Raw genomic sequence first — 17,691 nt, 5'->3', positions numbered from 1 at the left:
TTAATTTTGAGCTTCAGCCATGTTGCGTTCATGCACAGCTTGTTCAAATAAACGCTGTTCTTTTTCTTTATGCTCAACCGAGAAACGGATCATCAGGACACAGCTGGCAGCAATCACCACCAAACCGCCAAGCACCATTAAGGTCGTTTGAATGTCTAACATGCCCTTGAGTAAGAAACCTGCTGCTACAGCTCCGACATTCCCACCTGCACCAATAATGCCTGCTACGCCGCCCAAAGCATCACGGTCAATAAAGGGCACCAAAGCATAGGTTGCACCACACGCCATATGGGTGAATAGAGCGAACACCGTCATAGTTAAAATCGCCAGCATCGCACTGTTCATTTGCGAGAACACGATCAGAAACAGACCTTCCATGAGAATCATGCTGAACAGTACCTTGGTACGGCCATCCAGACCTTTTTTCAGCGCGACTTTGTCTGAAACAATTCCGCCTAGCGCACGGGCAAACAGCGCCAGCAAACCAAAAATACCTGCAGCTAAACCCGCTTCTTTCAAACCGAAGCTAAAGTGTTCGACGTAGTACATCGCGACGATGTTATGAATAAAGATTTCGATGCCAAAACACGCTGCATAGGCACCAAAAAGAATCCAGACGCGATAGTTACGTGCCGCATGCATCAGAATAGCCATGCCGCCTTTTTTATCACTGCCGACCTGGATGCCTTGTGCACGTAATTCTTTAAAATTCCCTTGTGGGCAGTCTTGGGTCAGTTTCCAGTACATGACGCCTACGATCAGCATCAACACACCTGGAACAATCAAAGCAACTCTCCAGCCCATAGCCTGTTCAACACCAAACATAACCAAGGCGGAAAGTAGTAAAGGCATTATTGCTTGTGTTGCGCCACCACCTGCATTGCCCCATCCTGCTGAAGCTGCATTGGCAGTTCCGACCACATTAGAGGCAAACATGATGCTAGTGTGATATTGGGTGATCACAAAACTTGCACCGATTGCACCAATTAATAACCGGAAAAACAGGAAGGATTCATAACTGTTGGCAGCAGCTACGCCAAACACAGGAATACTGCCGATAATGAGCAAAGCCGTATAGGTTTTACGTGGGCCGTATTTATCACATAATGGACCAACAATCAGTCGAACCAAAATCGTGATGGCGACTGCAGCAATGTTGATATTGGCAATTTGATCTTTGGTTAAATCGAATTCACCGGCAATCACCGGCATTAACGGCGCACAGGCAAACCAGGCAAAGAAACAGACAAAAAAAGCCAGCCAACTCATATGGAAGGCTCTCATCGCTGCGCTGCTGAAGTTCAATAAACTTATTTTTGTCGCTTTTTTAGCATTGATATTGAAAGACATAGCCATCTCTCCAGAACTGAACCTATTGAGTGATCTGTCATACAGATTGCTGTAGAACAGACTCCATCAGAGCGGACGTCATTGGCCGTCTTACAAAATTATATGAGTCATCTTTGACTCAACTGAGATAATGCAAAGCCTGTGCCAAAGTAATATAAGTCGATCTAAGCTACTATTTTTATTTGTTTTAACGATGGGATTTTGAAGGATATCTAGCTTTTTTCCAGTTTGAGAAACTGAGAGATCAGGATAAATCTGAGTTGCGTGCGCTGTTGTAATACGCCGTGCCTTAACAAGGTGCAACCCTGAACATTCGGTATGCTTTTTCAGGATTCAAGAGCCGATGAAAATGTGCTGCTCGAATTTGGCATTTTAATTGCTTCTGATTGGAAACGACGTTTCTTTCAGGTTCTTCCTGATGATAGTAGCCTTATGCCAAAACTCAAAATCGCACTGATTGATGATGATCAAGCACGTGCCAACCACATCAAAGCTTCGTTAATCCAGCATGATTTCGAGGTGGTGGCCTGTCTCATCTTTGATCATTTAAACCTGCTGCGTCTGGAGCAGTTACAGGCGGACATCATTTTACTGGACATGGATCACCCACAGCGTGACCTGATTGAAAGTTGTGTCAGCCAGTTTAATCTTCCCACCGTTTTGTTCACCAAAAACAGCCAGAAAGACATGATCAAAAATGCCATAGAGGCAGGTGTCACTGCCTATATTGTGGATGGCATTGATCCCAGCAGGCTTGAAAGTATTCTGCACATTTCCATTGAGCAATTTAAAAAACATAAAAAATTGCTCTCGGACCTTGAAAGCGCCAAAAATAAATTGGCGGATCGAAAAGATATCGAAAAAGCCAAAGCCTTAATGATGCAATTACATGGCCTGACTGAAGATCAGGCCTTCCAGCTGCTACGTAAAAATGCCATGAGCCACCGCATGACCATTGGAGAAATGGCTCGCCGTTTACTGGATGCACAACAACTTTTACAGAACCATTTGAAGGATTAAACGATGTATGATTTAGAAAAAACACAAATCCAGATCGGTTATCTTCCTTTACTGGATACTGTAGCAATTCTTTGGGCGAAACAGCGTGGGTTTTTTGCAGAACTAGGTTTGGATGTCAGCCTGGTACAAGAAGCATCCTGGGCCAGCCTGCGAGACCGGCTGGCTTTTGGTTTTATCGATGCCGCACACTGCCTATCTGCAATGCTCCCTGCCGCTGCATTAGGTGAAGATCCGCTGGGTATTCCCTTACAAACCGCACTGATTTTAAGTTATAACAGGGCATTCATCAGTCTGCATCAGGAGTTATGCTATGAACTCGGGATTACTGCAGATGATAGCGCACAAGCATCGGCAGAAAAAATCGTGGCAGCCCTACAGCAACAACGCTCCATTCACTTGGCACATGTCTTTAAGCAATCCATTCATCATTACTGCTTAAGAGAATGGTTAGCCCTTGCTAACCCAAAGGTAGCACGAGAAATTCAACTGTTAACCCTTCCTCCAGCTTATATGGTAGAAGCCTTAACAAAACATCATATTAATGGTTGTTGTGTTGGAGAACCCTGGAATACTCAAGGGGAAATGTTAAGTATTAGTCAAATCGTCGCTTCGAGTCAGGAGATTATGCCTAAAGTGGCAGATAAAGTTCTGGCAGTGACTGCCGATTGGGCAATGCAACATCCAAACACTCATCAGGCAATGATTATCGCCATTCAGAAAGCACAGCAAGAGTTAAAAAATCTGGAAAATTACACGGCAGTTTGGCAAATGCTGACTGATTTCAATATCATTCAGTTTCAATCTCTGGTCACACTGCATAGCCAGAGGTTTCATGCCATTGAACAAATGATTCGCAATTTGGTGGAGGGCTCTTCACAACCGAAGGTAAAAGATTTTGAGTGGTTGATTTCACAAATGGCCAAATGGGATCAAATAAAAATTGATGAAAACTTAAAAGCAAAAATCATACGCTCATGTATTTTAAATTAGCCAATAACTTAGAACGTATAGGGTCAGAAATCTTTATCTTTTCACCAGACTGAATTAAAAATAAGGATGTATTATGGTAAAAAATCTGATTGATATTTAAATGAATCAATCAAAGGGATATATTGGCTCTGATTTAAATTATCATTTAATCAATAACATAGCTTTATTTAATTATGTGACATCAACACCTAGCTTTAAAGCAACGTGAAATGGAAACTAGTATTTTAGAGGTGCTTATGCTTATTTCTGACATGGAAATACCCCATCTTGCCGTACTAAAAAACGTTCTAGATCAAGATATTCCAGAATAAAAAGCGAGTCATACTGACTCGCTTTTTTAACCTAAATGCTGAATAAAGCTTCATTCTATTCAGATTGCAGGAATGTAAACGTTTCCTTCCATTAACACCCGTGCACTACGGCTCATAATGGCTTTTTTGACTATCCATTGGCCATTACTCAATTCAGCCTGAGCACCGACACGTAATGTTCCCGAAGGATGTCCAAAACGCACAGCTTCACGCTCTCCACCACCGGCAGCCAAGTTCACCAAAGTCCCTGGAATCGCTGCAGCTGTACCAATGGCGACTGCGGCTGTCCCCATCATGGCATGGTGCAGTTTACCCATCGATAATGCACGTACCAGCAAGTCAACATCACTGTCTTTAACTGTCTTGCCACTCGATGCCGAATAGGTTTTTGGCTTAGACACAAAGGCAATTTTTGGCGTATGCTGGCGTGCCGCTGCTTCCGAAATATCCTGAATCAAACCCATCTGTACGGCGCCATAGGCACGGATTTTTTCAAAACGTGCCAAAGCCGCTGCATCATTATTGATATGGTCTTGCAGTTCAGTGCCTTCATAGCCTAGATCTTCCGCATTCAGGAAAATGGTTGGGATACCGGCATTAATAAAAGTTGCCTGAAAACTCCCAATCTCCGGTACCTTAAGCTGATCGACCACATTTCCGGTTGGGAACATGGCACCACCGTCTTCCCCATCATCAGCCGGATCTAAAAACTCGATCTGAACTTCAGCTGCAGGAAAAGTTACCCCATCCAGCTCAAAATCACCAATTTCTTGAACTTGACCATTGCTCATCGGAACATGCGCAATAATGGTTTTTTGAATGTTTTTTTGCCAGATCCTCACAGTACAAATACCATTTTCTGGAATCCGATCTGCATCAACCAAACCATTTGAAATGGCAAAGGATCCAACAGCTGCGGTTAAATTGCCGCAGTTGCCACTCCAGTCCACAAAAGGCTGATCAATTGCAACCTGACCAAACAAATAGTCAACATCATGTTCCGGTTGATCGCTTTGAGCAAGAATGACGGTTTTGCTGGTACTGGATGTTGCACCGCCCATACCATCAATTTGTTTTCCATAAGGATCTGGACTGCCCATCACACGCAGCAAGATTTGATCTCTTGCTGAACCTGCGACTTGAGCTTGCTCCGGCAAATCATCCAGTTTAAAGAACACGCCTTTACTGGTTCCACCACGCATGTAGGTTGCCGGAATTTTTACTTGTGGTTTATAAGACATTCAGTATTGTCCTCAAAATGATTTTGCTCATTCATCACTACAGATTTTTTAGCTCGCTTTCGCGGCCAAAAAGTCCTGAGCAAAACGTTGTAATACCCCACCCGCTTCATAGACAGACACTTCTTCTTCAGTGTCCAGACGGCAAGTCACAGGCACTTCAAGGATTTCTTCTTTGCCTTCCGCCGTTGCACGTTCAATCACCAGAATCAGATCAGAACGTGGCGCAATATTGCCGATCACGCTATACAACTCAGTACCATCCAGTTTTAAGGTATTACGGTTGACACCCTGTTTAAACTCCAGCGGTAACACGCCCATACCAACCAAGTTAGTGCGGTGAATACGCTCAAAGCCTTCCGCTACAATCGCTTCTACACCCGCCAGACGTACACCTTTCGCCGCCCAGTCACGGCTTGAGCCTTGGCCATAATCCGCACCGGCAATAATAATCAGTGGTTGCTTGCGGTTCATGTAGGTTTCAATCGCTTCCCACATGCGCATCACTTCGCCTTCCGGCTCCACACGTGCTTTTGAACCTTGCTTAACCGTACCGTCAGCACGGCGGACCATTTCATTAAACAGTTTCGGGTTGGCAAAAGTGGCACGTTGCGCAGTCAAGTGGTCGCCACGGTGCGTTGCGTAGGAATTGAAGTCTTCTTCCGGCACGCCCATTTTGTGCAAGTATTCACCGGCTGCAGAGTCCATCAAAATCGCATTGGACGGCGACAAGTGATCAGTGGTGATATTGTCACCCAAAATCGCCAATGGACGCATATTGCTTAAGGTGCGAGGTGCAGCCAAAGCCCCTTCCCAATATGGCGGACGGCGAATATAGGTACTTTGCGGACGCCAGTTATACAGTGGACTTTCAGCTTGTTCAACTTCGCCCAAATCAAACATTGGAATGTAAACTTTACGGAACTGTTCAGGCTTCACGGCTTCTTTAACTAAAGCATCAATTTCTGCATCAGATGGCCAGATGTCTTTGAGATAAATCGGGTTGCCGTCTTTATCGTGGCCTAACGCATCTTTCTCGATGTCAAAACGGATAGTACCGGCAATCGCATACGCTACAACCAACGGTGGAGATGCCAAGAATGCCTGTTTGGCGTATGGATGGATACGTCCATCAAAGTTACGGTTACCGGAAAGTACCGCAGTCGCGTATAAATCACGGTCAATGATTTCTTGTTGAATCTTCGGATCCAAAGCACCCGACATCCCGTTACAGGTTGTGCAGGCATATGCCACGATACCAAAGCCCAGTTTTTCTAAATCGTGCAATACGCCGGCTTCTTCCAAATACAACGCAGCAGCTTTTGAACCGGGTGCAAAGGATGATTTCACCCAAGGTTTACGGGTTAAACCAAGCTCATTGGCCTTACGTGCCAATAAGCCAGCAGCCACGGTGTTACGTGGGTTAGAAGTGTTGGTACACGACGTAATGGCTGCAATGATAATGGCACCATCTGGCATTAAACCATCGGTACGTTGCTCAACAACACCCGCAATACCTTTCGCTTTCAGATCGCTTGTTGATACACGTGCATGCGGATTGGATGGGCCGGCAATATTACGGGTCACAGTGGACAAATCAAAACGAAGTACACGTGGATACTCCGCTTGGGTCATATCGGATGCCCAAAGACCAATTTCTTTGGCATATTGTTCCACCAGTGCCACTTGGGCATCTTCACGGCCTGTTAAGCGCAGGTAATCAAGGGTGTTCTGGTCAATGTAGAACATCGCAGCCGTTGCACCATATTCCGGGGTCATGTTTGAAATCGTTGCACGATCACCGACCGACATGGTGTCTGCACCTTCACCGAAGAACTCAAGATATGCGCCGACCACACGTTCTTTACGCAAGAACTCAGTTAATGCTAATACGATATCTGTTGCAGTAATGCCAGCTTGACGCTGCCCGACCAGCTCTACGCCAATAATGTCAGGTAAACGCATCCAGGAGGCACGGCCCAACATCACATTTTCCGCTTCCAGACCACCTACACCGACAGAAATGACCCCCAACGCATCGGTATGCGGCGTGTGAGAGTCTGTCCCCACGCAAGTGTCCGGGAAGGCAACTCCGTCACGTACCTGAATCACTGGAGACATTTTCTCCAGGTTAATCTGATGCATGATACCGTTCCCGGCTGGAATCACATCGACATTTTTAAAGGCAGTTTTGGTCCATTCAATAAAGTGGAAGCGGTCTTCATTACGGCGATCTTCAACTGCACGGTTTTTTTCAAAAGCATCCGGGTCAAAGCCACCGTATTCCACAGCCAAAGAGTGATCGACAATCAGCTGGGTTGGCACCACAGGATTGACTTGAGAAGGGTCACCACCCTTTTCAGCAATCGCATCACGCAAACCAGCCAGATCAACCAAAGCGGTTTGACCTAAAATATCGTGACATACGACACGGGCTGGATACCACGGAAAGTCCATGTCCTGACGGCGTTCAATGAGCTGTTTTAAATACTCAGTCAGATTTTCTGCATCGGCACGGCGTACCAATTGCTCGGCCAAGACTTTGGAAGTGTATGGCAGCTTTTCATATGCACCGGGCTGAATATCTTCCACGGCTTGACGCACATCATAATATTCAAGCTGAGTGCCTGCTAATGGTTTACGGTATTGGGTATTCATTAACCACGCTCCGCCAATGGTTTAAATTCAAGGTTTTCAGGACCTGTGTAGTTCGCGCTTGGACGAATGATTTTGCCATCCTGACGTTGTTCAATCACGTGTGCTGACCATCCTGCGGTACGTGCAATCACGAACAATGGCGTAAACATGGCCGTTGGAACGCCCATCAAGTGGTAGCTCACTGCACTGAACCAATCAAGGTTCGGGAACATGTTCTTGACTTCTTTCATCACTGCTTCTAAGCGTTCAGCGATTAAGTACATTTTTGTGTTCTCTTGTGCATTCGCCAAGTCGCGCGCCACTTTTTTGATCACTTCATTACGTGGATCGGCAATGGTATAGACCGGGTGACCGAAACCAATGACCACTTCTTTATTTTCGACACGTTTGCGAATGTCAGCTTCAGCCTCATCGGCATTGTCGTAACGTTGTTGAATCACAAAGGCAACTTCGTTGGCACCGCCGTGTTTAGGCCCACGAAGTGCGCCAATACCGCCGGTAATCGCTGAGTACATGTCCGAACCTGTACCTGCCACCACACGTGAGGTAAAGGTAGAAGCGTTAAATTCATGCTCAGCATACAAAATTAATGAAGTATGCATGGCTTGAACCCATTCTTCAGATGGCGCTTCACCATGCAGTAAATGCAAGAAATGCGCTGCGATGGATTCATCATCGGTTTCAACTTCAATACGGCGGCCGTTGTTGCTGAAGTGATACCAGTACAGCAGCATTGAACCTAAGCTCGCCATCAATTTATCCGCAATATCTTTTGCACCCGCTTCGTTGTGATCTTCATGTTCTGGCGTTAAACAGCCTAAAACTGAAACCCCGGTACGCATCACATCCATCGGGTGTGCAGACGGTGGTAACTGTTCAAGTGCAGTTTTCAGTGCTGCTGGTAAACCACGGAGTGCCTTTAATTTGGCTTTATAGGCTTTGAGCTCTGCTTTATTCGGTAATTTACCATGGACCAGCAAGTGAGCCACTTCTTCAAACTCGCTGCCGATGGCAAGATCAAGAATGTCATAGCCACGGTAGTGCAAGTCGTTACCGCTACGGCCTACGGTACACAGCGCGGTATTGCCTGCTACTTGTCCACTCAATGCAACTGATTTTTTTGGCTTGAAGCCTGTTGTTGTTTCATTTGTGCTCATAAGATTGTCCTTTCCTATTGATTTAAATTATTGGGGGAACACGGCGGCCTTCGCCGTGTTGACGTGTTATTTCTTTTTGGCAAATGCATTGTCTAAGTAGTCTTCAAACGCATAGTAGTTGATGCGTTCATATAACTCTTTACGCGTTTGCATCATATCGATCACATTTTTTTGCGTGCCTTCTTTGCGCAAGGTTTCATACACCGTTTCTGCCGCTTTGTTCATGGCACGGAAAGCAGAAAGTGGGTAAAGCGCGAGGCTAACATCGGCAGAGGCCAATTCTTCAGTGGTAAACAGTGGCGTAGAACCGAATTCGGTGATATTCGCCAGAATTGGAACACCCGTGGTCTGAGCAAACTGCTTATACATCGCAAGCTCGGTGATGGCTTCCGGGAAGAGCATGTCTGCACCGGCTTCAATATAGGCGCCAGCACGGTCAATCGCGGCCTGCAAGCCTTCAACCGCCAATGCATCGGTACGTGCCATAATCACAAAGCTGTCGTCAGTACGGGCATCTACAGCCGCTTTAATACGGTCGACCATTTCTTCTTGGGTCACAATGGCTTTGTTTGGACGGTGGCCACAACGTTTGGCACCGACCTGGTCTTCAATATGCATGGCGCCTGCACCAAACTTGATTAAAGATTTCACGGTACGTGCGATATTAAATGCCGAAGCACCAAACCCCGTGTCAGCATCAACCAATAATGGCAGATCACATACATCGGTAATACGGCGTACATCGGTTAACACATCATCCAGGTTACTGATCCCTAAATCAGGTAAACCTAAAGAACCCGCTGCTACACCACCACCGGATAAGTAAATCGCTTTGTAACCGGCACGTTTGGCTAAAAGTGCATGATTGGCATTGATGGTTCCAACCACTTGTAACGGCTTTTCCTGGGCCACGGCATCGCGAAATAGCTGACCTGCGGATTGATTAGACATTGTTTATTCTCCTTGTGCTTGTAGCAGAGCCTGCTCAATAATTTTGTAAGACGCATTGATATGTCGAAGCATTAACAGTTCGGCGAGTTCACCATCACCTTCTGCAATTGCATCTAAGATACGAATATGTTCATCGAACGCTTTATGCGGACGATCTGGTGTGTTGGAAAACTGAATTCGGTACATACGGATGAGGTGATACAACTCATCACACAGCATTTTTTCTAAGGTTTTATTGCCACTGCTTTTGATAATGCAGTAATGAAAGTCGTCTTGGCCTTCTTGCAGGTAATAGCCCTTGCCTGCTTTAAAATTTTCATCTTCCGCATGCACACGCAAGACATCACGCAGCGCCAGAATCTGCTTTTTATCAATATGCTGTGCAGCAAGCTTGCAGGCTAGACCCTCCAAGGAAGCACGAATCTGATATAGCTCTTTAAACTGTTGCAATGACAGTGAAACCACGCGTGCACCCACATGAGCCGTCCGATCAACCAGCTTTTGTCCTTCCAGACGGTGGATCGCTTCACGTAATGGGCCTCGGCTAATGCCATAGGTTCGCGCCAGCTCAGGTTCAGATATTTTGCTTCCTGCCGGAATTTGACCTAAAACGATGGCTGTCTGTATTTGTTTGAATACATGGTCGGTTAGCGTTCTACCATGACTTTCAGACAGCTCTGTTTTAAAGCTCACATCTTGCATATTGTTGACAATCTTTGATGATTTATCGATTTTATAACCATATTAAGGCATTAAATCAATTTTATTGTTAACAATAATAAATAGTCTTTAGTCTAATATTTGTAATTATTTTTTATATTCAATCACTTATAGCTATTGAAACACAAAGGGCTGAGATTAGCCGTGAGAGTTCATACGCTTTTTCATTAAAAAAGTTGAAAAAAGGAGAATCCGCCAAGTGCGGATTTTCTTTTGCCCGTACTCATCAACAGGTAAGAATTTAGATAGAGAGGTGAAGTTTAGGAAAGCATTCCCTCTTTTAATTGAGTTAAAATAATTTATCTGATTTGAAATTCTTTTGATTACAACTCGTGAATCTTCAGCAAAAATTAAATCGACCGTTGCAGTTTATCCAGACAGCTCTAGCCTTAATGTGGATTTATCAGGGTCTTGTCCCTAAACTGTTGCTACGTTCACCTTCTGAGCTTCAGATCTGGCAATTCGTTGGTTTTGATTTAGCGAGCGCTCAAATTGGGGTCATGTTGTCTGGTGCAATAGAGATTTTATTTGGCTGCATTTTCCTCATTTGTAGGAAAGCGATTCTTCCACATCAGCTGAATATTCTCGGGTTGGGCACCCTCTTGTTGTTGGTGATAGTTGTGGATCCCTTACAGTTAACCAATGCTTTCAACCCGGTCATCATGAATGTTGCCATGATGGTGTTGTCAATCGTGGCCATCCAGCTTATACAAATAATTAAAAATTGCCATTCAGCTTAAAATTTTTAAAAAGTTCACAATAAAATTATGAGATTGCTTATTGAATCTTTGTTCATAAAAAAACTTCTAGAAACCGCACATGCAAAGAGAATTTGGGAAATGCTGAGTTTTTATGGCAATTCACTAAATAAATCAAAAATGACTTTTCTCAGCCACTGGTTACTGCTTTGGTGATGACAAGAGGTATGCCAATACTGACGAACCGGATAGGTTGGGAAATCTAACGGCGCTTGTAATATTTTCAGATTACCCCGTGAGAGTAAAACCTCACTGAGATAATAAGGAATTGTTGCAATAGCATCGGTTTCTTGTACCACTAATCCCACGCCGAGATAACTCGGTAAAGTCATCAGGATATTACGTTTGAGTCCTCTTTTGATCAGTTCATTTTCAATATGGTAATGACCGATACTGGTATCCACATCGACATGAGACTCTTGAATGTAGGTTTCAATATCCAGATATTCGGACTGAATTCGCGGATGATCCTTTCGGCTGATCACGACATAATATTGAGAAAAAAGTTGCTGCTGGTAAAAACCCTGCTCGAATTCAGGTAAAAATCCCACCGCCAGATCAATCTCACCATTCGACATCTGATAGCTGGTTTCGCGGCTGATCGGACGCACTTTCAAGCGAATAGAGGGCGCATGCTGTTTGAGATATTTGGTAAGCTTCGGTAATAAAACCAAATGCGAAACATCAGTCATTGCGATGGTAAACAGCTGCTCCGAATGGCTCGGATCAAAATCCACCTTAAAATTATTGACAATTTCCAGTTTACCAATGATCTCACTGATGGGTGAAAACAACTGTTTGGCCAACTCAGTAGGGACCATTTCATTACCGACCCGCAAAAACAGCGGGTCATTAAAATGCGTTCTGATTTTATTTAGACAGTTGCTCACCGCCGGCTGACTCATCCCCAAAGTTTCAGCCGCTGCCGAGACATTCTTATATTTGTAAATATAATAAAAAATCTCAAGGAGTTTACTGTCTAGTTTAAACATCGCAATCATTCCCTAATTACAATATGTTTGATGCAAAGTTCACGATATAAGCCAAGATAATGGGCTTGTATCCATAAGAATGTTGGGTCAAGGCCAAGGAATGAACTGGTCTTTCTAACTCCTCTTATTTAAACATAATTTCATTGTTTATGGAGCAAGTTTCAAGCGTTGATTTCGGTAATCTGGCTATTTCCAGTATTTCAGTTTCGAGGTTTGGCCAATCCCAACATTGAAACTGTTAGTGGGATCAAGTTTCTGGTAATGCTGCTTCAGCGCGGGTTTAGCCACATATAAATGTCCAACATTATGCTCTGCCGGGTACTCTGCTCCACGGTCATCCAGCAAATGCCACATTTGATGTTCCATTTCCAAAGGGTCTACCCCTTTTTTTACAATATAGTCTTGATGGAACACATGACATATAAAGTGGCCATAATACAATTTGTGAATAATCTGCTGATCTATGTCAGGCGGTAGACACTCCACCCACTGGCGGTCATTACGGCGCAGTGCGATGTCCAAAGCCACGATATCTTCCACTTCACCGCGGTGGGTATCACGATAACGAATCGCTGCGCCAGCCACCGCAAAGCGGTGCAAAAAGGCTTTGCGTCCTTCATCTTCACTGCACAGGAAGTGTTGACCCGTCGGATGCTGCTTAAAATAACTCGCCAAGAACTGATTCACCTGCTCAACATCCTGATGTTCGATCCGCAGAATCAGGTGATGCTCATATAGATCCCGAAATTCATTCATGCGTTTCGGTAAATGGTTCGGTAGCAGTTTGGTGACAATTTGCAGAAGCTTGTCAGACAGGCCTTTCATGCCAAATTTTTCCAGGTAACCATCGACCTTGTCTTTCATGGCAAAGGCAGCCGGGACACGTGCCGTACCGAATTTTTCAATAAACATGAAGGTGTCTTTGCCATATTCGGCACCAATGTCATAGGCTACACGATGGATATACTCTCCAGCGATCGGCAATCGTGGTAAATCGGCGAGCAAAAAACGGCGGATTTCAGTGAGATCATCCTGCGCGTTGGTACCAATGTAAAAGACCTGGCTCGGGATTTTTTCAAAAGTATCCAGACGCACGGCAAACACACAGATTTTTCCGGCAGAACCCGAAGCTTCATACAACCGTGATGGATCGGCATTAAAACGTGCCGGTGTGGCTTCATCGACCTGTTTCACATCATGGGCATAACGCTGATCGGATGCACAACAGTTGTGGTCAAAGCGGATATCCGTCGCCTGATACTGCTGCTGCTCCAATCTGGATAGAATCTCTTCTGGCGAATTGCCCAAATCAATACCGAGATGGTTGACCAGTTCAAGCTGTCCTTGATCATTCACCCGTGCATACAGTGCCAGTTCGGTATAGGCGGGACCGCGGCGTACTAGTGCACCGCCGGAATTATTACACACGCCACCCAATACTGAAGCGCCGATACAGGATGAACCAATCACCGAATGCGGTTCACGCTGATAGGGAGCTAGCTGTTTTTCCAAGGCATCCAGTGTTGCACCCGGCAAGCAGATCACCTGTCTAGCGTCATCAATCAGTTGAATGCCAGCCAAGCGGCGTGTACTGATTAAAATCACCGGACGGTCATAGTCTTCTCCATACGGTGTTGAGCCACCAGTTAGACCGGTATTGGCAGCTTGCATAATCACGATACAGTCCGCATCAACCGCCACCTGCAAGACCTGCCATTGCTCAAGTAAAGAACCCGGTGCAACCACGGCCAGTACCTTGCCTTCACCAAAACGACGACCCTGACGGTACAGGCGTGTATCAGCATCCTCCGTCAAGACATGGGTTTTACCTACAATGTCTGTTAGCTGTTTTAAAACTTTCTGCACATTAAACGCAGTGGATGCTTGAGAATGGTCTTGCATGATCTTTCACTCCTAGTCCCGCAGTTCACGATCAAGCTTGACCAGACAGTCGGAAGTAATGTCGGCAATGGTTTTCGCGCCGGTCAGGGTCATGGCCACACGCATTTCCTTATCGATCAGGTTCAGCAAATTACTCACACCTTCACCACCTGCAGCACCCAAGGCATAGACAAAAGCACGTCCCAACATACAGGTATCGGCACCCATGGCCAGCATACGCACCACGTCCAGACCGTTACGGATACCGGAATCCACCAGAATTTTCAGATCACCTTTCACCGCATCGGCAATCGGGGGCAAGGCACGTGTCGTCGAAAGCACCCCATCCAGCTGACGACCGCCATGATTCGACACCACAATGCCATCGGCACCAAAACGTACCGCATCTTTGGCATCTTCAGGATCCAGAATGCCCTTGATGACCATCGGGCCCTCCCAGAAATCACGGATCCATTCCAGATCTTTCCAGGAAATGGACGGGTCAAAGTTGCTTCCCAACCAGCCAATATAGTCTTCCAGTCCAGTCGGCTTGCCTAGATATTTCGAGATATTGCCCAAATCATGTGGACGCCCCATCAGCCCGACATTCCAGGCCCAGTGCGGGTGCATGCAGGACTGTAAATAACGGCGCATGGCGGCATTTGGACCACTCATGCCGGAATGGGCATCACGGTAACGCGCACCCGGCACTGGCATATCCACGGTAAACACTAAGGTTGAACAACCCGCTGCCTTGGCACGTTCCAGGGCATTTTTCATAAAGCCACGGTCACGTAAAACGTAGAGCTGGAACCACATCGGGCGCTGAATGGCCGGCGCCACTTCTTCAATCGGACAAACCGACACCGTCGACAAGGTAAAAGGAATGCCTTTCTTGTCGGCAGCCACCGCGGCCTGCACCTCGCCACGACGGGCATACATGCCAGTCAAACCTACCGGCGAAAGTGCGACCGGCATCGACAAGGTTTCATCAAATAGTTTGGTTTCAAGACTCAATTCAGACATATCGTTAAGTACACGCTGCCTTAACGCGATTTTGGATAGATCTTCTACATTACGCTTCAGGGTATATTCGGCATAAGCACCGCCATCGATATAGTGAAACAAGAATGGGGGTAAACGGCGTTTTGCCGCTTCGCGATAGTCATTCGCAGAAGAAATAATCATGCTTATATCCTGTTTAATCGACTCGCACGCTGACGACGGGCGTCTTCCTCATCAATCATGCGTACTTGTTGAACGACAAATTCAATATGACCACAAACAGCGGCACGTGCCGCCTCCGGGTCCTGCTGTTCAATCGCGTCCATCACCTGCTGGTGCTGGTCACGCAATTGATCATAACGGTGTGCTTCCGAGTAGACTTTGCGTCGACCGAGAACCACATTGTATTGCAACAGATCAAACAGCCCGCGCATCATCTGGATCAGCACCAGATTGTGCGAAGCCTCGGCAATCGCCAGATGAAATTTGGCATCGGCAATTGCGGCCTGATCATCATCACCCATCGACTGAAAATGCGAGATCTGTTGATAATAATGACGAATCTTGCTCACATCCTCCGGTGTCGCGCGTTGCGCGGCATACCAGGCAGTTCCACCTTCCAGAATGATACGGGCTTCCTGTACGTCAAAACGATAAGCTGGATCTTCATCAATCAGGTTACTCAGCGGCTGCACAATCTGATGCTGCGACCAGTTGGTCGGCAGTTGCTGTAAATAAGTTCCCGCTCCAACTTTACTGACCAGCATGCCCTGACTGGTCAATTGTTGAATCGCCTCACGTAAAGAAGAGCGGGAAACACCGAGTTGCTCAGCGAGCTTACGTTCGGCAGGCAAACGGTCTCCGACCTGCATATTGCTTTGTTCAATTAACATGCGAAGGTTTTGTACTACTTTGTCGGAAACTTTCATCCTGCCGTCCTCAATTGCGTGTTATGGAATCATCCACGGGAACACATAAGCCTGTAAGGTAATCATAATACCCATCATAATCGTGAACGTTATACTGTGTTTAACAGTGAAACGGAACAGATCAGATTCTTTACCCACCAGACCCACCGCCGCACAGGCAATCGCAATTGACTGTGGAGAAATCATCTTGCCGGTGACACCACCACTGGTATTGGCTGCCACCAGAAGTACCTCCGGCACCCCAATCTGCTGAGCCGTGGTGGCTTGTAACGCGGCAAACAAGGCATTCGCGGATGTATCCGATCCGGTCAGGAATACCCCGATCCAGCCCAGAAATGGCGAGAAGAAGGTAAAAGCATCGCCAGTATGTGCCAAGGCTAGCGCCAAGGTCGCCGACATGCCTGAATAGTTTGCGATAAAGGCAAAAGCCAATACCATGCCGATGGAATAAATCGGGGTTTTTAACTCATTCAGGGTTTCACCGAAGGTTTTCACCGCCTCAAGCGGCTTCATTTTCAGGAAAATAATGGTGATGATCGCCGCAATAATGATCGCCGTACCGGTGGCAGAGAACCAGTCAAACTTATAGATCGCGTCATAATCTTTCACTTGTGGCACGACCGGTGGCATTTTCTGAACCAGTTGATGCAGATAAGGCACCTTGATCGCAATCACCATGTCATGCAGTGCTCCATCTTTGGCGAATAGATCTTTAAACGGCTTGATACTCCAGATGGTGACCATCACGGTTAAGATCATGAATGGAGACCAGGCTTTTGCAATTTGACCCAAGCTATATTTGGTCTGCTTTTGCGCTGCAAGGTTGGCATCGACATTGGCATCTTGATCACTGAAGCGGAAGATGTGTTTTGGCTGCCAGAATTTAAACAGGATGGTTAAGCTCACTAGTGAAGCAATCGCGGCAGTAATATCTGGTAGTTCAGGGCCAACAAAGTTTGAAGTTAAATATTGCGCGATCGCGAAAGCACCACCACCGACCAGCACCGCAGGCCAGGTTTCTTTCACCCCACGCCAGCCATCCATGATCGCCATAATCCAGAACAGCACAATTGGCACCATAAACGGCAACTGACGGCCGACCATCTGGCTGATTTCCATGGTCTCCACACCGGACACCTGCCCCGCCACAATAATCGGAATCCCCATGGCACCAAAGGCCACCGGTGCGGTATTCACAATCAGACACAGACCTGCTGCATACAGCGGTTTAAAGCCTAAACCAACCAACAATGCGGCGGTAATCGCCACCGGTGCACCAAAACCTGCCGCGCCTTCCAAAAATGTTCCGAAAGCAAAGCCCACCAACAGCATTTGCAAACGCTGGTCTTCGGTAATCGATAAAATCGAGGAACGAATAATGTCAAACTGTCCGGTTTTTACCGAAATCTTGTAGAGAAATACCGCACCGATAATGATCCAGGCGATTGGCCATAGCCCATAAAAGAAGCCATAGATCAGGGAAGCAAAGGCCATCATCGATGGCATCTGGTAAGCAAAGAGTGAAACCAGCAAGGCCAGTACCACGGTAATCGTCCCTGCCACGCTGCCTTTTAAGCGAAAAACGGCCAGCGCCAGAAAGAAAAAGATAATCGGAATCAGGGCGACCAAACTGGAAATCCAGATATTGCCCATCGGATCATAAATCTGCTGCCAATGTTGAAGCATTGTCATCTCCTTGAAATGCTCACTAAGACGGTGATAGTGGTCTGC

At 46.2% G+C, this 17,691-nt stretch carries 14 protein-coding genes; 3 read left to right on the top strand and 11 right to left on the bottom strand.

The genetic code is table 11. The features are described from left to right. Window positions 1–1,350, bottom strand: coding sequence for an MFS transporter (locus tag PAE54_RS04410; RefSeq protein ID WP_442784379.1), 1,350 nt, complete (start codon window positions 1,348–1,350; stop codon window positions 1–3). Between the two features lie 432 nt (window positions 1,351–1,782). On the opposite strand from PAE54_RS04410, the gene PAE54_RS04405 reads away from it, so the two are divergent. Continuing rightward, a complete protein-coding gene (locus PAE54_RS04405; protein ID WP_273779227.1) occupies window positions 1,783–2,370 on the top strand; it encodes an ANTAR domain-containing response regulator in 588 nt (195 codons plus the stop codon). A 3-nt stretch (window positions 2,371–2,373) separates the two neighbouring features. Beyond that, window positions 2,374–3,360: an ABC transporter substrate-binding protein gene (locus PAE54_RS04400; RefSeq protein ID WP_326518578.1), complete on the top strand. Its 987-nt coding sequence runs from the start codon at window positions 2,374–2,376 to the stop codon at window positions 3,358–3,360. Window positions 3,361–3,730: 370 nt separating this feature from the next. On the opposite strand, the gene prpF is transcribed toward PAE54_RS04400, so the two are convergent. From prpF to PAE54_RS04375, 5 genes are all read right to left on the bottom strand, one after another. Further along, window positions 3,731–4,912 (bottom strand): 2-methylaconitate cis-trans isomerase PrpF, encoded by a 1,182-nt coding sequence (gene prpF / locus PAE54_RS04395; RefSeq protein WP_326518577.1) that lies wholly within the window; start codon window positions 4,910–4,912, stop codon window positions 3,731–3,733. A gap of 48 nt (window positions 4,913–4,960) precedes the next feature. Continuing rightward, window positions 4,961–7,567, bottom strand: a complete 2,607-nt coding sequence (acnD, locus tag PAE54_RS04390; protein WP_326518576.1) for a Fe/S-dependent 2-methylisocitrate dehydratase AcnD — start codon at window positions 7,565–7,567, stop codon at window positions 4,961–4,963. Further along, a complete protein-coding gene (gene prpC / locus PAE54_RS04385) occupies window positions 7,567–8,724 on the bottom strand; it encodes a bifunctional 2-methylcitrate synthase/citrate synthase (protein WP_273779233.1) in 1,158 nt (385 codons plus the stop codon). The genes acnD and prpC overlap by 1 nt, the downstream gene beginning before the upstream one ends. 66 nt (window positions 8,725–8,790) lie before the next feature. Beyond that, window positions 8,791–9,675, bottom strand: a complete 885-nt coding sequence (prpB, locus tag PAE54_RS04380; RefSeq protein WP_273779234.1) for a methylisocitrate lyase — start codon at window positions 9,673–9,675, stop codon at window positions 8,791–8,793. 3 nt (window positions 9,676–9,678) lie between these two features. Next, on the bottom strand, window positions 9,679–10,377 hold the full coding sequence (locus PAE54_RS04375; protein ID WP_326518575.1) for a GntR family transcriptional regulator: 699 nt from the start codon (window positions 10,375–10,377) through the stop codon (window positions 9,679–9,681). Window positions 10,378–10,787: 410 nt separating this feature from the next. On the opposite strand from PAE54_RS04375, the gene PAE54_RS04370 reads away from it, so the two are divergent. Beyond that, on the top strand, window positions 10,788–11,135 hold the full coding sequence (locus PAE54_RS04370; protein WP_326518593.1) for a DoxX-like family protein: 348 nt from the start codon (window positions 10,788–10,790) through the stop codon (window positions 11,133–11,135). Between the two features lie 110 nt (window positions 11,136–11,245). Here the strand turns inward: PAE54_RS04370 and PAE54_RS04365 are convergent, their stop codons facing one another. The 5 genes from PAE54_RS04365 to lldP form a co-directional block, all read right to left on the bottom strand. Next, on the bottom strand, window positions 11,246–12,145 hold the full coding sequence (locus PAE54_RS04365) for a LysR family transcriptional regulator (protein WP_273779236.1): 900 nt from the start codon (window positions 12,143–12,145) through the stop codon (window positions 11,246–11,248). A 186-nt stretch (window positions 12,146–12,331) separates the two neighbouring features. Further along, window positions 12,332–14,047 carry a D-lactate dehydrogenase gene (gene dld, locus PAE54_RS04360; protein ID WP_326518574.1) on the bottom strand — a complete coding sequence of 572 codons (1,716 nt, stop codon included), beginning with the start codon at window positions 14,045–14,047 and terminating at the stop codon, window positions 12,332–12,334. Window positions 14,048–14,059: 12 nt separating this feature from the next. Continuing rightward, window positions 14,060–15,214, bottom strand: coding sequence for an FMN-dependent L-lactate dehydrogenase LldD (gene lldD / locus PAE54_RS04355; RefSeq protein WP_326518573.1), 1,155 nt, complete (start codon window positions 15,212–15,214; stop codon window positions 14,060–14,062). Window positions 15,215–15,216: 2 nt separating this feature from the next. After that, window positions 15,217–15,960: a transcriptional regulator LldR gene (lldR, locus tag PAE54_RS04350; protein ID WP_326518572.1), complete on the bottom strand. Its 744-nt coding sequence runs from the start codon at window positions 15,958–15,960 to the stop codon at window positions 15,217–15,219. Between the two features lie 21 nt (window positions 15,961–15,981). Next, window positions 15,982–17,652: an L-lactate permease gene (lldP, locus tag PAE54_RS04345; RefSeq protein WP_326518571.1), complete on the bottom strand. Its 1,671-nt coding sequence runs from the start codon at window positions 17,650–17,652 to the stop codon at window positions 15,982–15,984. Between the last annotated feature and the right edge of the window lie 39 nt (window positions 17,653–17,691).

This window comes from Acinetobacter minutum, from assembly GCF_035916735.1.
In the GTDB taxonomy this organism is placed as follows: Bacteria; Pseudomonadota; Gammaproteobacteria; order Pseudomonadales; family Moraxellaceae; genus Acinetobacter.
Note: the sequence above shows the minus strand (reverse complement) of the source record. Positions and strands in the feature narration are given on the sequence as shown.